General features: G+C 33.6%; 11 protein-coding genes. 6 read left to right on the top strand and 5 right to left on the bottom strand.

Translation table 11 applies throughout. From position 1 onward, the window contains the following. The first annotated feature begins 762 nt into the window (after window positions 1-762). The 6 genes from thrS (at window position 763) to HNP99_RS16975 (ending at window position 6,891) form a co-directional block, all read left to right on the top strand. Window positions 763-2,709 carry a threonine--tRNA ligase gene (gene thrS, locus HNP99_RS17000; RefSeq protein ID WP_173854649.1) on the top strand — a complete coding sequence of 649 codons (1,947 nt, stop codon included), beginning with the start codon at window positions 763-765 and terminating at the stop codon, window positions 2,707-2,709. 16 nt (window positions 2,710-2,725) lie between these two features. Beyond that, window positions 2,726-3,283: a translation initiation factor IF-3 gene (gene infC / locus HNP99_RS16995; RefSeq protein WP_370566944.1), complete on the top strand. Its 558-nt coding sequence runs from the start codon at window positions 2,726-2,728 to the stop codon at window positions 3,281-3,283. Window positions 3,284-3,407: 124 nt separating this feature from the next. After that, on the top strand, window positions 3,408-3,605 hold the full coding sequence (rpmI, locus tag HNP99_RS16990) for a 50S ribosomal protein L35 (RefSeq protein ID WP_022827375.1): 198 nt from the start codon (window positions 3,408-3,410) through the stop codon (window positions 3,603-3,605). A 173-nt stretch (window positions 3,606-3,778) separates the two neighbouring features. After that, a complete protein-coding gene (rplT, locus tag HNP99_RS16985) occupies window positions 3,779-4,123 on the top strand; it encodes a 50S ribosomal protein L20 (RefSeq protein ID WP_173854648.1) in 345 nt (114 codons plus the stop codon). A 151-nt stretch (window positions 4,124-4,274) separates the two neighbouring features. Beyond that, window positions 4,275-6,014: a tetratricopeptide repeat-containing sensor histidine kinase gene (locus HNP99_RS16980; protein ID WP_173854647.1), complete on the top strand. Its 1,740-nt coding sequence runs from the start codon at window positions 4,275-4,277 to the stop codon at window positions 6,012-6,014. Window positions 6,015-6,222: 208 nt separating this feature from the next. Beyond that, a complete protein-coding gene (locus tag HNP99_RS16975) occupies window positions 6,223-6,891 on the top strand; it encodes a response regulator transcription factor (protein WP_173854646.1) in 669 nt (222 codons plus the stop codon). A gap of 492 nt (window positions 6,892-7,383) precedes the next feature. Here the strand turns inward: HNP99_RS16975 and secDF are convergent, their stop codons facing one another. From secDF to fdhD, 5 genes are all read right to left on the bottom strand, one after another. Then, window positions 7,384-10,356 carry a protein translocase subunit SecDF gene (gene secDF, locus HNP99_RS16970; protein WP_173854645.1) on the bottom strand — a complete coding sequence of 991 codons (2,973 nt, stop codon included), beginning with the start codon at window positions 10,354-10,356 and terminating at the stop codon, window positions 7,384-7,386. Between the two features lie 226 nt (window positions 10,357-10,582). Continuing rightward, window positions 10,583-11,518, bottom strand: a complete 936-nt coding sequence (gene mdh, locus HNP99_RS16965; protein ID WP_173854644.1) for a malate dehydrogenase — start codon at window positions 11,516-11,518, stop codon at window positions 10,583-10,585. A gap of 85 nt (window positions 11,519-11,603) precedes the next feature. Next, entirely contained in the window at window positions 11,604-13,547 is a 1,944-nt protein-coding gene (gyrB, locus tag HNP99_RS16960) for a DNA topoisomerase (ATP-hydrolyzing) subunit B (RefSeq protein WP_173854643.1), read from the bottom strand. A 777-nt stretch (window positions 13,548-14,324) separates the two neighbouring features. Continuing rightward, a complete protein-coding gene (locus HNP99_RS16955) occupies window positions 14,325-16,619 on the bottom strand; it encodes an FdhF/YdeP family oxidoreductase (RefSeq protein ID WP_173854642.1) in 2,295 nt (764 codons plus the stop codon). A gap of 42 nt (window positions 16,620-16,661) precedes the next feature. Further along, a complete protein-coding gene (gene fdhD / locus HNP99_RS16950) occupies window positions 16,662-17,441 on the bottom strand; it encodes a formate dehydrogenase accessory sulfurtransferase FdhD (protein ID WP_173854641.1) in 780 nt (259 codons plus the stop codon). Window positions 17,442-17,689: the final 248 nt, after the last annotated feature.

Genomic DNA, 17,689 nt, shown 5'->3' with positions numbered 1-17,689 from the left:
TTTTTTTAACCTCGTTTTCATGTTAAACATGTTTCCCGAAGCGGGTGCAAAAGTAATAAACTCTTTTATTTCTCACAAGCTTTTTTTAAAATAATTTGAAAATAAATTCTCAACTTATTTCGTTTTGCTTGTCATAATGTAAAGAACTTATTCGCTGTTGCGGGTGCAAAAGTAACTCCTTTATACCGTTAAACAATACTTTTAAATCACTTATTTTTGACATTTGTTCAACCCTAGCTTTAACTCACTGGAAATGCAAACTTTGCGAATTACTCTTTTTTAAAGTTTTTAATAATTGTAGGAATTGTCGATATTATTAGCGCTCCATTTATTCTGTACCCGCCGTCTTCAGCGCTTTTATTAAATGTATTTGCTCGTAAAAGCTTTTTCTATAACTGCTCTTGGATTAGGAGCGCCATATAAAGTTACCCAACTCCTTAAACAATGGAATTTCTTCGATTTGTAAATGAAAAAGTATGGATCAATCCCTTACTCCTTATATATAGGTATCAAAATCACATCTCCTACTCTACTGCATTAGCCCTGATAGCAGCGGCATCCTCTAGTGGCGGGGTTCGCCACTAGAGATACAGCGGAGAGCAGGAAATAGCTCCTGAAATTTATTATTGAACTATCCTTATATATAGGTACGGATTAATTTACTCTTTATGGACTAAGCTAAATAATAATGAAACAATCCTAACATATATATTGGATGTGCTTTTGTAATGGTTTATATTTGCATTCTTAAATTAACAAACAATGATTAAGATTACTTTGCCCGATGGGTCAGTTAGAGAGTACGCACAAGACGTTACTCCGATGGATGTTGCTAAAAGTATTAGCGAAGGTTTTGCTAGAAATGTAATTTCGGCATCATTTAACGGGACGACCGTTGAAACAAGCACTCCTTTGACAACGGATGGTAGTCTTATATTATTTACATGGAATGACGAAGGTGGTAAGAAAGCTTTTTGGCATTCAACTTCGCACGTCATGGCACAAGTTCTTGAGGAAATGTACCCTGGTGTTAAATTAACTCTTGGACCTGCAATTGCTAATGGATTTTATTACGATGTAGATTTTGAAGATCATAAAATTACAGAAGCAGACTTTAAGAAAATTGAAGACCGCGTTCTTGAAATATCAAGAGGAAAGCATGAATTTAAATTACGCCCTGTAACTAAGGCAGAAGCTTTAGAATTATACAAAGACAATGTTTACAAAACTGAGATGATTACTAATCTTGAAGACGGAACGATTACGTTTTGCGATCACGATACTTTTACTGATTTATGTCGCGGTGGACATATTCCGAATACAGGGATCATTAAAGCCATGAAAGTAATGAGCGTTGCTGGTGCTTACTGGAGAGGCGATGAAAAAAACAAGCAATTGACTCGTGTTTACGGAACATCATTCCCTAAACAGAAAGACTTAACTGAATATTTACTTTTGCTGGAAGAGGCAAAACGTAGAGACCATAGAAAATTAGGTAAGGAATTAGAATTGTTTGCTTTTTCTCAAAAAGTTGGAGCAGGCTTACCATTATGGTTACCAAAAGGAGCCGCATTGAGAGAGCGCTTAGAGCAATTCTTGAAGAAAGCGCAAAAAAAAGCAGGTTACGAGCAAGTTGTTACTCCACATATAGGTCACAAGGAACTTTATGTTACTTCTGGTCATTATGCTAAGTATGGAGCTGATAGTTTCCAGCCTATATCTACTCCTAACGAAGGTGAAGAGTTTTTATTGAAACCGATGAACTGCCCTCATCACTGTGAAATTTATAATGTAAGACCCTGGTCATACAAGGATTTACCAAAGCGTTACGCTGAATTTGGTACTGTTTACCGTTACGAACAAAGTGGAGAACTACACGGCTTAACTCGTGTTCGTGGCTTTACTCAGGATGACGCTCATATTTTTTGTACTCCAGAGCAACTGGATGAAGAGTTTAAAAAAGTTATTGACCTTGTACTTTATGTATTTGGCTCCTTAGGTTTTGAAAACTTTACAGCTCAAATCTCATTGAGAGATAAGGAAGACAGAGAAAAATACATAGGAAGTGATGAAAACTGGGAGAAAGCCGAGAACGCTATTATCAATGCTGCTGCAGACAAGGGTTTAAAAACCGTAATAGAGTATGGAGAAGCTGCATTTTACGGTCCTAAATTAGATTTCATGGTTAAAGATGCCCTGGGAAGACAATGGCAACTGGGAACAATTCAGGTGGATTACAATTTACCTGAACGTTTTGATTTGACATACAAAGGATCAGACAATGAATTACACAGACCTGTAATGATCCACAGAGCACCATTTGGATCTATGGAGCGATTTATAGCTATCTTACTAGAGCATACTGCAGGAAATTTCCCGCTATGGCTAATGCCAGAACAGGCTATAATCTTGTCTTTAAGTGAGAAATATGAAATATATGCCAAAAAAGTTTTAGATTTGCTAGAAAATCACGAAATTCGCGCAATCGTAGACAACCGAAACGAAACAATTGGTAAAAAAATCAGAGATGCAGAAATGCAAAAAATTCCTTTTATGCTAATTGTAGGTGAGGAAGAAGAGAAAAACGGTACGATTTCTATACGCCGTCATGGACAAGAAGGAAAAGGAAATAGTACCATTACAATAGAAGAATTTGCTGCAATTATTGATGCAGAAATCAAAAAAACATTAAAAGTATTTACAGTTTAACTTAAATTATAAAGTCATAGCAATAAGAAGCAACAGAGGTTACCAACCTCGCGTAGAAAAAAAGGATGCCCACAGAATAAATAATCATATTCGTGGTATACAAGAGGTACGTCTTGTAGGTGAAAACATAGAGCCTGGAGTTTTTAAACTTTCAGAAGCTTTGCGTTTAGCGGATCAATTTGAACTAGATTTAGTTGAAATTTCACCCAATGCTGAGCCGCCAGTGTGTAAGATTATGGATTACAAGAAATTTGTTTACGAACAAAAGAAACGTGATAAAGTCTTAAAAGCAAAATCTACACAGGTAACTGTGAAGGAAATTCGTTTTGGTCCTCAAACAGATGAGCACGATTATGAATTTAAGAGAAAGAATGCTGAAAAGTTCTTAAAAGAAGGTGCTAAATTAAAAGCATTTGTATTCTTTAAAGGACGTTCTATTATCTATAAAGATCAAGGTCAAATCTTACTATTAAGATTAGCTACAGATCTAGAGGAGTTTGGTAAAGTGGAAGCAATGCCTGTTCTTGAAGGAAAGAGAATGATTATGTTCATTGCTCCTAAGAAGAAGAAATAATCCCCCTAACCCCCGAAGGGGGAATGAAGTGGATAGCAATATACTTTTCTACTCCCTCCTCGTCGGGAAGGATTAGAGAAGGAAAAGATAAGTAAGTAAGAATAAATTAAAACACTAGGAAAAAATGCCTAAAATGAAAACCAAATCTAGCGCCAAGAAACGTTTTAAAGTTACTGGTTCTGGAAAGATTAAAAGAAAGCATGCTTTTAAAAGTCATATCTTGACTAAAAAATCTAAAAAACGTAAATTAGCTTTGACACACTCAGCGCTAGTTCACAAAACAGATATGAAAAGTATCAAACAACAATTAAGAATTATCTAGTAGACAATTAGTTATTAGTTACTAGTCAATAGTTATAAAACTTTTGCCTAATGTCTAATTCCTTTTGCACAGATTAATCTTTCGGTTAAAACAATTTAAAATAACCTTGGAGTATGGCCAATAAGTGCTTTTGATTAAATTCAGGCCGCCTGCTACAAAAACACATAAAAATTATGCCAAGAGCGGTAAATTCAGTTGCTAAAAGAGCAAGAAGAAAAAAAATAATGAAGCAAGCCAAAGGTTTCTTTGGTAGACGTAAAAACGTTTGGACAGTTGCTAAGAATGCGGTAGAGAAAGCAATGTGCTACGCTTACCGTGACAGAAAAGTGAATAAAAGAAATTTCCGTGCTTTATGGATTCAACGTATTAACGCTGGAGCTAGATTGGAAGGAATGTCTTATTCTCAATTCATGGGTAAAGTGAAAAAGAACAATATCGAATTGAACCGTAAAGTTCTTGCAGATTTGGCTATGAACCACCCAGTAGCTTTCAAAGCAATACTTAATAAAGTAAAATAAACGTTTTATCAACTCAATTTAAGACTACTTACTTATATAGAAGCCCTAATCTTTCGATTAGGGCTTTTTTATGTTTAAAACATGTAAATAAATATAAACAAACGATAATTTATTTAGTTTAGGAGTACATTAAAAATAGTAATCTCGCTGTATGCCACAAAAGAAACTACAATACCACCCTATTAATATCTTACTACTAACTTTATTAGTTCTGCAAATTTCATGTAACCGTAATAAACCTGAAAACAAGATAGCAATTATAACGAGAGACCTAACAGCAATAAACAAATTGTTAGATAAAGGACAAGAACTTTATACAAGACAAAAATTTGATAGTTCATTCTATTATTACAACAAAGCAAAAAACGCTGCTCAAATAGCACAAGATACATCTAGAATTATTCATGCACTTGCATGGATGGCAGGAATACAAACAAATCAAGGTGACTACAATGGCAGTGAAAATAACTGTGTAGAAGCACTACCTTATCTAGGTAATAAAAAAAAATTCTTATATGGTGAATCCAATGTCTACACTAACCTTGCTAATAATTACTTAAGAATAAACGAATATAAAAATGCAATCTATTATTTTAAAAAAGCAATTAATCGCAAAACAGATTTAATAGAAAAAGCAAACATGGATAATAACATCGCATTTACATTAATACAGATGGGTAAAACTGATGAAGCAATAGCCATGTATAAAATATTATTAACAAAGAAAGAAGTATTAAATAATACAAGTAGCTATACCAGAGTACTAAGTAACATTGGGTATTGTTATGCATTAAAAAATAATATTAAAGCACTTCCGTATTTACAGAGAGCTCTTAAAATTAGACTCCATACAAAAGACAATTGGGGATTACTTTCCACATATAGTGCATTAACAGATTATTATAAAGAAAAAAATAAAGAGTTAGCAAAAAAATACGCCTTAATATCATATCAAAGTGCTAGTAAAATGAATTCAATTGATACTCGTTTAGAATCGTTAAAACAATTAATTTATCTCTCTACTGGCACTCCACTAAAAAAATACTCAAAACTATTTATAAATCTTAACGATAGTATAATTAAAGAGCGTTTTCGTTCTAAAAAAATATTTACAAAAATAAAATACGATTCAAAAAAAGAGAAAGAAGAAAATATAAAACTTAAAAAACAAGAAATTAAAAACTCATTAAAATTAGAAATACAAAAAAATAAAACACAAGTTTTATACCTCATAATACTAATAATTTTAATTACAACCGCATTTATATACTATTATTTAAAAGCAAAAAGTAACAGAGAGAAGATACAAGCATCGTATAAAACCGAAACTCAAATAGCAAAGAAACTTCACGATGAACTTGCTAACGACGTATACCAAATGATGAAATTTGCTGAAACAAAAAATCTATCTACTCCCAAAAACAAAGAAATATTACTAAAAAGTCTCGATACTGTTTATGATCGTACGCGAAATATATCGAAAGAAAACAGTAATATCCATACTGATGAACAATTTACTGCACAATTAAAAATGATGTTACTAGATTTCAATACTCCTAAAATATCCCTAATAATTAATGGTCTAGAATCAATAGAATGGTCATTAATTGAAGACACCAAAAAAATAACCTTATACCGTATCCTACAAGAGCTCTTAGTCAATATGAAAAAACATAGTCAATGCAGTATTGTTGTAATTGTATTGAAAAGAGAAAAGAAAAAACTACAACTTAGCTATACTGATAACGGAATTGGTTTCAATAATAAAAAAGACAGACACAGTAATGGCCTTAAAAATATTAAAAATAGAATAGAATCTATAAAAGGAACTATTACTTTTAATACTATTTTAGAAAAAGGAACTAAAATTAACATTCAGTTTCCTGTATAAAATGAATAACTATTATACAACGTATCAAATCAATCTAATATCTCAAAACAGCAAAGAAACCAAATAATGTACGTTTTTTTAGATCCAAAAAAAAAAAATACCCGAATGTGGAAAACCGTACTCAAGCTAGTAATAGAAGCTTTACTTTTGTTTTTAAAATCAATAAGGATTTCTAAGCAAAAATTACATTTCCAAAATAACACAACATATGTTTACAAAAGTTTTGATCGTTGACGATATAGATTTTAATGACGCCGGAGCCAAGCATGTACTAACAGAACTAGGCGTACCTGAAATTGAGTTTGCAAAATATTGTGACGAAGCTTTATTAAAAATAAAAAAAGCTGCTAATGATGGTCAACCTTATGAATTACTTATTAGTGATTTATCATTTAAAGATGATCATAGAGATGAAAAAATTAAATCAGGCGAAGAATTAATTGCCATTGTAAAACAATTATACCCAGAAATTAAGGTTATTGCTTTTTCAATTGAAGACAAGTCCTATCCAATTAAATTTTTATTTGAAAAATTCGATATAAATGGCTATGTCATTAAAGGCCGAAATACAATGTTTGAATTAAACAAAGCTATTTTACAAGTCAATAGTTCAGAAGAAAAATTTGTTTCTCCAGAGTTAACACATATATTTCAAGATAAAACCATTAACGAAATTGACAACTATGACATTCAGCTTATTAAATACCTCTCAATAGGAATTACACAAGAAAACATGGAGTTTAAGTTTAAAGAACTAGGAATCACTCCTAATAGTAAAAGTACAATTGAAAAGCGTGTGAATAAGCTTAAAATATATTTTAAAGCAAACAATCCTACACATCTAGTAGCAATTGCTAAAGACCTAGGATTGATTTAGTAAAAAAAACATCGTTTAAATAACAAAACAGCAAACCTTAATCGTTAATTAGGTCGCTGTTTTTTTTATGAAAAAAAATATTAAAAATAATTAAGCACTACTTAAAATACTTTATTGAACTATTTTAAACACTAAGCTTAAGTTTAAATATAACATCAAATAATGAAACTAATTTCAATATTACTATTACTCATAATAACAACTATGAGTAATTTAGATACTAATGTTTACATCTGTGGTCCTACGGGCGCAAAAAAGTATCATTTTACTAACTCTTGTCGCGGTCTTAGCAATTGTAAACATGAATTAAAAAAAGTATCTCTGAAACAAGCTCATGATTATGGACTTACTCTTTGCGGCTGGGAAGATTAAAAGCATAAAATTATTTCGTAAAACAGTACAAACTCTTAATTTAATTGAAAGATTCGTTTGGTTTTAAAGCAAAAAAAAGACCCAATTTTCATTGGGTCTTTTATATCAATATTTAAAATATTAGATTTCTTCATGTGATTTCTCAACGCGCTCTTTATCCGTTTTAGAAATAGTATCCACTAGTACTGGCGTTGCAATAAATAGTGAAGAGTAAGTTCCTACAACAATACCCACAAGCATCGCAAAGATAAATCCTCTAATTGACTCTCCTCCAAAAATAAACATGATTAATAAAACCACGATCATTGTTAACGAAGTATTAATTGTTCTTGACATAGTAGTATTAATCGATTGATTTACAATCTCAGTAAAATTCCCTTTAGTTTTACCTGCTAAGAACTCACGAACTCTATCAAATACAATTACAGTATCATTCATTGAATATCCAATAACAGTAAGAATCGCAGCTATAAAGTGTTGATCAATCTCCATACCAAATGGCATGAATTTGTAACATAAAGAGTATATTCCTAATACAAAAATAACATCATGCGCTACAGCAGCAATCGCTCCTAAACTATATTGCCATTTTCTAAAACTAATCATTAGGTATAAAAACACTAATAACATCGCTCCTAATACAGCCCAATAAGCATTTGTTTTAATATCTTCCGCAACAGATGGACCTACTTTAGAAGCTTGAAGTATTCCTACTTTTTTACCATCATAAGCATTTACAAATTTATCGTAAGTAATTTCAGGACCGTAATAACGTTTTAATGTTTCAAACATTAATTTATTAACTTCTTGATCGGCTTGAATACCATGCTCCTTAACTTTATATTTTGTAGTTATTTTTAATTGATTATTACTACCAAATACTTTTACTTCAGCGCTTCCGTCAAAAACTTTTGCCAATTCTGCTTTTACAACATCTGTTTCAATTGGTTTTTCAAAACGTACTTGAAAAGTTCTTCCTCCAACAAAATCTACACCTTCATCAAGTCCGTTTGTTGATAATGATATAATACTCACTACAATTACAATACTTGAGAATAAATACGTCCATTTCTTCATACCTAAGAAATCAAAATGGAAGTTATTAAATATCTTTTTAGAGAAGCTTGTAACAAAAGTTAAGTCATTTTTAGTTTTTAAATTTCTATCCAAAAATATTCTTGCAATAAAAATAGAAGTAAATAACGAAGTCGCAATACCAATTAATAATGTAGTAGCAAATCCTTTAATTGGTCCTGAACCAAAAATAAACAATACCGCTCCAGTAAGAACGTGAGTCACGTTAGCATCTGTAATAGATGACATTGCACCTCTCCAACTGTAAGACGTTTTAATTGCCTCTTCTAGTGTTTTACCAGCACGTAACTCCTCTTTTGCTCTTTCATATATAATGATATTTGCATCAACAGCAGTACCCATTGTTAATACGATACCCGCAATACCAGGCAATGTAAGTACAGCACCTAAACTAGCTAATATTCCAAAAAGGAAAAGTAAGTTAACCGCTAATGCAATGTTAGAATACCAACCTGCTTTACCGTAATAAACCATCATCCAAAGTGATACAATAAGCAAACCTACAATAGCAGAGTTTGTTCCGTTATCAATAGCTTCTTGACCTAAGGATGGCCCAACAACTTCTGACTGTACAATATCTGCAGTAGCAGGAAGTTTACCCGCTCTTAATACATTTGCTAAATCTTTAGTTTCTGTAACGTCAAAAGAACCTGAAATTTCAGATCTTCCTCCAGCAATAGGACCACTTGATACACCAGGAGCTGAATATACGATATCGTCAAGAACGATAGCAATATTACTCTTTTGAGTATAAGCCTTCCCTGTTAATTCTTCCCAAGCTTTAGCTCCTTGTCCGTTCATTTGCATTGACACAGCAGGTTTTCCTGATTGATCAAATGAATCTTTAGCATCAGTAATCACACCACCGCTCATAGCAGCAACATTATCTCTATTCCCTTTTAAAGCGTATAATTCAACTGCTTCAATATCTTTATCTTTTGCATCTTTGATAGTAGTTTCTTTACCCCAAACAAACTTAACATAACGTTGTTCTGCAGGCAATAAGATTTTAATATCTGATCTTTTCAAATAACCGTTGATTACTGCAGTATCTTTTGGAGAGAATAACCCTAAAACTGGTCCTCCACCTTGAGCAATAATTTTATCAAATAAAGGATTGTTTCCTTTTTTAGCAGCAGATGAATCTTTAGAATCTGTTAACAAAGCGCTTAAAGAGTCTTTAACAACTACTTTAGTTTCTACCTTATTAATTTCAGTTTTCTTTAATGCTTCATTAGCAGCAACTAAAAAGTTACCCATTTCATCAATCTTGTACGTTTCCCAAAACTCTAATTGGGCAGTACTTTGTAATAATTTCTTGATTCTATCAACATCTTTAGCTCCTGGAAGTTCAACAAGAATTTGTCCAGATTCTCCTAATTTTTGAATATTAGGTTGTGTTACCCCAAATTTATCAATACGTTTTCTAAGTACACCAAAAGCACTTTCAACTGACTCATTAACTTTTCTTTTAATGATTTTTTGAACTTCTGAATCGGTCATTTGATAATCAATACCACCTTCACCTTGCATACTTCTGTTTGCAAAAATATCAGGAGATGCTAATTTCACAGTTCCTTTAGAGTTTGCTTCAAAAGCTTCAAAAAACTTGTCTAAATAAGGTTTGTTACCTTCTAAATTAGCCGTAGCGTCAACAAGTGATTTGTTAAAAACAGGGTTTTTAGAATTATTAGATAATCCTTTCAAAATGTCTTTAACAGAAATTTGAAGAATTACGTTAATTCCTCCTTCTAAGTCAAGACCCTTGTTGATTTGTTTATCACTAACTTCATTGAAAGTAAAATCAGTAAATCCTAGGTTGAAAACTTTTTCTTTACCAATAGAATCTAAATACTTAGCTTCTTTGTCAGGGTTACCTCCTGCAAATGCCTTAGCATCGTCTTTTACTTTGCTTGCGACAAAAGTGAATGATAGTTGGTAAATACTTACCAATGCAAATAGAATTGCGAAAAATTTAATGAGTCCTTTATTCTGCATTATTACTAAAAATTAATTATTTTATATTTATTTATTCTTGTTTTAACCCTTTATCTATACCCTCTGCTTATATCTTTACACCCGTAAAAAAGCGCAAAATAAGCATACTATTTTTTATAAACCGAGCAAATATATAATTAAGGTTAAGATTAACCAATTTATTTATCGATTAATCTCAAAAAAAAGACTGCAAAAGTGCAGTCTTCTCTATTATATAACACTTATACTAAGCTAAAATTGATTTTAAAGCATCATTCATTTGCCTAACAGCATCTGCACTTTTAGCAAACAAAGCTTTTTCGGTATCATTTAATTCAATTTCAACAATTTCTTCTACTCCATTTTTACCAATGATACAAGGAACACCAATACAAATATCGTTTTGACCATATTCTCCTTCAACAAAAACAGAACAAGCAATCATTTTCTTTTGGTCATTTAATATACTGTCTACTAAAAAGGCTACAGAAGCTCCTGGAGCATACCAAGCCGAAGTTCCTAATAATCCAGTTAATGTAGCTCCTCCAACCATTGTACTCGCAGCTACATTTTGCAATGCTTCTTGAGACAAAAATTGAGAAACTGGTATACCATTATAAGAAGCCAAACGAGTTAACGGAATCATAGTAGTATCACCATGTCCTCCAATAACCATTGCCGAAATATCGTTAGCTGGTTTATCTAAAGCCATTGATAAATAGGTTCTAAAACGAGAACTATCTAAAGCACCACCCATACCTATAATTCTATTTTTTGGTAAACCTGTAGCTTTCAATGCTAAATAAGTCATGGTATCCATTGGGTTAGAAACAACAACGATTACCGCTTCTGGAGAAAATTTCAATACGCTCTCTGCAACACTTTTTACAATTCCTGCATTAATACCTATTAACTCTTCTCTTGTCATTCCTGGTTTTCTAGGAATCCCTGAAGTAATAACGACTACATCGCTATTAGCAGTTTTAGAATAATCATTAGTAACTCCTGAAACTTTAGTATTAAAACCTGTATTCGTAGCACACTGCATTATATCAAGAGCCTTACCTTCAGCAAAACCTTCTTTAATATCTAATAACACTACCTCACTTGCAATTCCTCTATAAGAAATAACATCCGCACAAGTGGCTCCTACATTTCCTGCTCCTACAATAGTAACTTTCATAATTTTGAGTTTATTTCGGTTATTCGTTAATTTGGTTATTTTTTATTATTTGGTGATCGTATTCATATAAATCACCGTATCTTAATTATGCATCAATATTTGCATAAACTGCATTTTTTTCAATAAATTCTCTTCTTGGAGGCACTTCGTCTCCCATTAACATAGAGAAAACTCGATCAGCTTCAGCTAAACTATCAATTGTTACTTGACGTAAAGTTCTAAAACTTGGATCCATTGTAGTTTCCCACAATTGCTCTGCATTCATCTCTCCAAGACCTTTATAACGTTGTATCGCTGCACTACCACCCATTCTTTCATTAGCTTGATCACGTTGAACATCATTCCAAGCATACTCTTTCTTTTGACCTTTTTTAACCAAATATAAAGGAGGTGCAGCAATATAAATATGTCCTTGCTCAATCAATTCTTTCATAAATCTAAAAAAGAACGTTAAGATTAAAGTTGAAATGTGGCTACCGTCGACATCGGCATCACACATAATTATTACTTTATGGTAACGTAATTTAGAAATATTCAAAGCTTTACTATCATCCTCAGTACCTACGGTAACTCCAAGTGCAGTAAATATATTTCGAATTTCTTCGTTTTCAAAAACTTTATGGTGCATTGCTTTTTCAACATTCAAAATCTTACCACGTAATGGTAAAATAGCTTGAAATGCTCTATCACGACCTTGTTTTGCCGTTCCTCCAGCCGAATCTCCCTCGACAAGGTACACTTCACATTTTGCAGGATCTTGTTCTGAACAGTCTGATAATTTTCCTGGCAATCCACCACCGCCCATTACGGTTTTACGCTGCACCATTTCACGCGCCTTTTTAGCTGCGTGACGTGCTTGAGCAGCAAGTATCACTTTTTGAACAATAATTCTAGCGTCATTTGGATTTTCTTCCAAATAATTCTCAATCATCTCACTTACCGCTTGACTTACTGGCGAAACTACTTCTCTATTTCCTAATTTTGTTTTAGTTTGCCCCTCAAATTGCGGCTCAGCTACTTTTACAGAAATAATTGCTGTTAATCCCTCACGAAAGTCATCTCCCGAAATATCAAATTTCAGTTTATCTAACATTCCTGAACTATCAGCATACTTTTTTAAGGAACGCGTAAGACCCGATCTAAATCCCTGTAAGTGTGTTCCTCCTTCATGTGTATTAATATTATTCACATAAGAAAAAATATTTTCAGTATAACTAGTGTTATAAATCAATGCAACCTCAACCGGAATTTCTCCTTTATCGTGATCCATAGAAATTACATGAGCAATAATAGGCTCACGGTTTCCATCTAAATAACGAATGTATTCTTTCAGTCCTTCATTAGAATGAAAAACCTCCGAAACAAAGTTTCCGTCTTTATCTAATTCTCTTTTGTCAGTAAAAGTAATTGTAATTCCTTTATTCAAGAATGACAATTCACGCATACGTGCTGATAAAGTATCGTAAGAATACTCAATTGTTTGCGTAAAAATTGTTGGATCAGGATAAAAAGTAACTATTGTACCTCTTTTTGTTGTTTCTCCAATTTGTTTTACTGGATAAAGCGCCTTACCTTTTTCATATTCTTGCTCGTAAACCTTACCATCACTACTGTGAACCGTAGCTCTCAAGTGATTAGAAAGTGCATTTACAACAGAAACTCCAACACCGTGTAAACCCCCAGAGACTTTATAAGAATCCTTGTCAAATTTACCACCAGCACCAATTTTAGTCATTACCACTTCCAGTGCCGAAACACCTTCTTTTTTATGAATACCAACCGGAATACCACGACCATTATCCTCTACAGAAATAGATCCATCTTCATTAATATCAACTATAATAGTATCACAGTGACCACCCATAGCTTCATCGATAGAGTTATCTACCACTTCATAAACTAAATGGTGAAGACCTCTCACACCCACATCTCCAATATACATCGATGGACGCATTCTTACGTGCTCCATTCCTTCTAATGCCTGAATACTATCCGCTGAATAATTGCTCTTATTGATTTCTTCGCTCATATGTTTTATTCTAAAATGTAATTTTGTCTAACACGCAAATATATAAAAACGTAAACTATTTGACCGTTAAAATACCACTTTAAGCGGTTAAGTTATTAACATATTGTTGATTTAACACCAAAAAAAACGCTTCTAGAAAAGAGAGTACCTTCTTTTAGTTACATTTTCTCTTTTTAAAGCACTAATTCTGTTTTTAAGCCAAAGACTATATTTAAAATTTCATCTTAAACAAAGCTACACTCGTAACTATTCAACAATTTCAAGGATCTTTAAAAAAATGTTTGAAATCGATTCATACAATCCATATATTAAAGAGCTATTCCTCCCATAAATTTTAATCTTTTTAACTTAAATCTCTTTTTCTAACTACAAGCAGAAGCTTGTGGTATTCGCTCTGCCAGCAGAAAAAAAAGTAGTTTCCGTTTGCAAAGGCTTATCATTAATAACAAGTCTTAGATCTTTGACTTAGATTGAATAATACGAAAATGCATCTTTGAAAGATAAGAATTGATAATCAATTGAGCTTATTCCGAGCACTAGTTATAACTACGTAAGTTTAAAAAAAATTGATATTAGAGTGCGATTGTAATGGCTTACAAAAAGAATCGGTTAACCCGAATTACTCGCCCCAGATAGTAGCGGTAGCCCCGACTGAAAAAACGCTATTTTTTACGGGAGTAGCAGAGCGACCAAAGGAAGCTCCTGCTGTGACCTAGTAAAAAAAGCGTTTTAAAAGAAGGCTATAGCGAATAGCTGGAATAGGCGCATCATAATCCCCTACTCCCTTTTTCGCACAGTTATCACCACCGTTTTAGAAGTGGGTTGATTACTTATTCTGGCCTTACTTTGCAAAGGCACCAAAACATTAGTTTCGGGAAAATAAGTTGCGGTGCAATTACGTGGAATGCTATACGGAATGACGATAAATTTTTCGGCTAGGCGCTCTTGTCCTTCAAAGTGGCTTATCAAATCGACCAAATCGTCTTTTTTTAACCCAGCTTCATCTATATCTTGTTGGTTCATAAAAACCACGCGGCGTTCGTTTAGAATACCGCGATAACGGTCGTTTAAACCGTAAATTGTAGTATTGTATTGATCGTGTGTACGTATAGTCATCATTAGATACTGCTCTTTTTCAAGAACAATATCTGATAGTTCGTTGATTGTAAAATTAGCTTTTCCGGTGTGGGTACTACTAAAGTCGTTTTCACGTGCATTGTTAGGCAAATAAAATCCGCCAGGAATACGCACGCGTTCATTATACTGATCAAATCCTGGAATGGTAGCTTCGACTGCGTTGCGAATCAAATCGTAATTCCCTGCCATGGCATCCCAGTCCACTTTAGAATTCTTTACGGTAGCTTTTGCCATTCCGGCGACAATAGCGGTTTCACTTTTTAGAAATTCAGACAATGGTTCTAAATTCCCTACTGATTTAGCAATTACACCCATTGAATTCTCTGTAGTTACAAACTGTTCTCCACTTGCTTGATAATCAATTTCTGTACGTCCTAAACAAGGCAAAATCAACGCTTCTTTACCGTGAACCAAATGAGACCGATTGATTTTGGTCGAAATATGCACTGTCAAATCGCAATTGCGCAATGCTTGAGCTGTAAACTCGGTATCTGGAGTGGCTGAATTAAAATTTCCACCCATTCCAAGAAAGAAGCGTGACTCTTTTTTATGCATGGCATCAATAGCTTTAACAACATCATAACCATGCTTACGAGGTGATTTAAAATCAAAATAGGCATCTAAATTATCTAAGAATTCTTCGGGCATTTTTTCCCAAATTCCCATTGTACGATCACCTTGCACGTTAGAATGTCCACGCACGGGACAAGTTCCTGCACCTGGTTTCCCAATACTTCCTTTGAGCAATAATAAATTCACCACTTCACGGATGTTATCTACCCCGTTTTTATGTTGTGTTAAGCCCATTGCCCAACAGACAATAATTTTTTTGTTATCGGCAATCATTTCAGCCGCTTCAACTACTTCTTTGTGTGTTAATCCTGTTTGCGCAATTAATTCTGGAATTTTATATTTCTCCAAGTCGGTTATAAAAGCGTCATATCCTTGAGTTTGTTTTGCTATGAATTCTTGATCGAATACAGTTCCAGGATTGGCTTTTTCTTTTTGGAGCAGCAATAACACTATCGCTTTTAGGAGGGCAACGTCTCCGTTGATTTTGACTTGTAAGAATAAATCAGATAAATCAGTACCGCTTCCCAACCATTTTAAGGGGTTTTGTGGTTCGATGAAGTTTTTCAAACCTACTTCTGGCAATGGGTTTACACTGATGATTTTTCCGCCGTTATGTTTTGTTTCACCCAAAGCCGTTAACATTCTAGGATGATTGGTCCCTGGATTTTGCCCCATGACAATAACCAAATCAGCATGTTTAAAATCATCTAAAGTCACAGAACCTTTACCTATTCCTACCGTTTCACTTAAAGCGGATCCGCTTGATTCATGACACATATTAGAACAATCAGGTAAGTTATTAGTCCCAAATTGACGGACAAACAATTGGTACAAATAAGCCGCTTCATTACTGGTGCGTCCCGAAGTATAAAAAATAGCCTCATCTGGGGAATCCAAACCGTTTAGTGTTTTCCCTATTAGCTCAAATGCATCCTCCCAACTAATCTCTTCATAATGTGTCCCGCCTTCGCGCAAATACATGGGATGCGTTAACCTCCCTTTTTTTCCTAATTCGTAATCTGATAATTGTCCTAATTCATTCACACTATGCAAAGCAAAAAACATAGGAGACACCCGATTTTTAGTCGCCTCTTCTGCCACTGCTTTAGCACCATTTTCACAATACTCAGCTAAAAAAGAACGTTTTTCATCTGGATCTGGCCATGCACAACCGGGACAATCAAAACCATCTTTCTGGTTTAACTTTGCCAACAAACCAATACCTTTTACAATTCCTACCTCATCCTTAATGTACGTCAAAGCCGATTTAATTGCTTTAAACCCTACGGCAGAATGCGGAACTTCAACTTCTTCGATTCCTGTTAGTTTTTCTGGCGGTTGTGCTATTGTTCTTTTTATCATTGTGATAGTGTTTTTTATTTTGAAAGTTGATCTGACTAGTCGTTATGGATTGGAATAAATGGTTGCTTTGTTTTCTCTAGAGAATCCAATCAAACAGATTCCGAATTCCTTAGCGTAATCTACCGCCAAAGAAGAACAGGCCGAAACAGCTACAATTGTACCTATTTTAGCAAAGAAAGCCTTTGTTATAATTTCATAAGAAACCCGACCACTTACTAGTAGAAACGTTCCTTTTTTTAATTGTTGAGATTGAATTAATGCGCCCACACATTTATCAACTGCATTGTGCCTACCAATATCTTCCTTGAGCGTTAGCATTTGATAATTAGCATCAAAAACAGTTGCTGCATGAGAACCACCCGTTAAACTAAAAGTTTTTTGGTTGGCAGTCATTAAGGCAAACATTTCTGGTAGTTTATTTAAGTTGAGCGATAGTTGTTTTGCTAGTTTGGTTTTTGGGCTATCAAAATCTTCTAGCTGCTGCTTACCGCAAATGCCGCACGATGAAACCGATAATAATGATCGTTTATTGAGGTAACCTATTCCTATTTGATCTTCTGGAATACTCACTTCAATTTTAGTGAAGCCGTTTGTTGTTTCGGAAATGATTTCCATCAAAAGTTCCCCCGTATTTCTATAAATATCTTCAACGTAGAGTAATCCTCGAATGAGGTCAAAATCATTTCCTGGCGTACGCATAACAACTGTAAACGGACTTTGATTGATGCTTATTTCTAAGGGTGCTTCAACCACTAAAAAATCAGTAATCAGCTCCCTAGATTCAGCATTTTTTTTAATCCCTTCGTATGTGACGGTTTGCATTTATAATATCTTTAATACTTGTAAATTTAGTTAAAAAAGATAGAAATCATTGGTACGCAATTACTAAATAAAGCATAAATATAGTTTTGCTTTTGAATTTTTTTAAGAAGCAAAAGCCTTAAAGGTTGTTATGACAATAAATAATTTGCATTTATAAACCAAACTCTTCCACTTGAGATTCTTAGTGGAATTAAAAATCTGGAATTGTATAACCGATTAATGTATAGGAGTATTTTTATGCCTCTTAT

Source organism: Flavobacterium gelidicaeli, from assembly GCF_013294005.1.
Taxonomy (GTDB): domain Bacteria; phylum Bacteroidota; class Bacteroidia; order Flavobacteriales; family Flavobacteriaceae; genus Flavobacterium.
This window is presented reverse-complemented; position numbering and strand designations above follow the sequence as displayed.

What these genes read in the sequence shown, in the direction of transcription:
- mdh (WP_173854644.1), bottom strand. Translation starts at nt 11,518, where the DNA reads ATGAAAGTTACTATTGTAGGAGCAGGAAATGTAGGAGCCACTTGTGCG.
- HNP99_RS16980 (WP_173854647.1), top strand. Translation starts at nt 4,275, where the DNA reads ATGCCACAAAAGAAACTACAATACCACCCTATTAATATCTTACTACTA.
- rpmI (WP_022827375.1), top strand. Translation starts at nt 3,408, where the DNA reads ATGCCTAAAATGAAAACCAAATCTAGCGCCAAGAAACGTTTTAAAGTT.
- rplT (WP_173854648.1), top strand. Translation starts at nt 3,779, where the DNA reads ATGCCAAGAGCGGTAAATTCAGTTGCTAAAAGAGCAAGAAGAAAAAAA.
- HNP99_RS16975 (WP_173854646.1), top strand. Translation starts at nt 6,223, where the DNA reads ATGTTTACAAAAGTTTTGATCGTTGACGATATAGATTTTAATGACGCC.
- secDF (WP_173854645.1), bottom strand. Translation starts at nt 10,356, where the DNA reads ATGCAGAATAAAGGACTCATTAAATTTTTCGCAATTCTATTTGCATTG.
- thrS (WP_173854649.1), top strand. Translation starts at nt 763, where the DNA reads ATGATTAAGATTACTTTGCCCGATGGGTCAGTTAGAGAGTACGCACAA.
- fdhD (WP_173854641.1), bottom strand. Translation starts at nt 17,441, where the DNA reads ATGCAAACCGTCACATACGAAGGGATTAAAAAAAATGCTGAATCTAGG.
- HNP99_RS16955 (WP_173854642.1), bottom strand. Translation starts at nt 16,619, where the DNA reads ATGATAAAAAGAACAATAGCACAACCGCCAGAAAAACTAACAGGAATC.
- gyrB (WP_173854643.1), bottom strand. Translation starts at nt 13,547, where the DNA reads ATGAGCGAAGAAATCAATAAGAGCAATTATTCAGCGGATAGTATTCAG.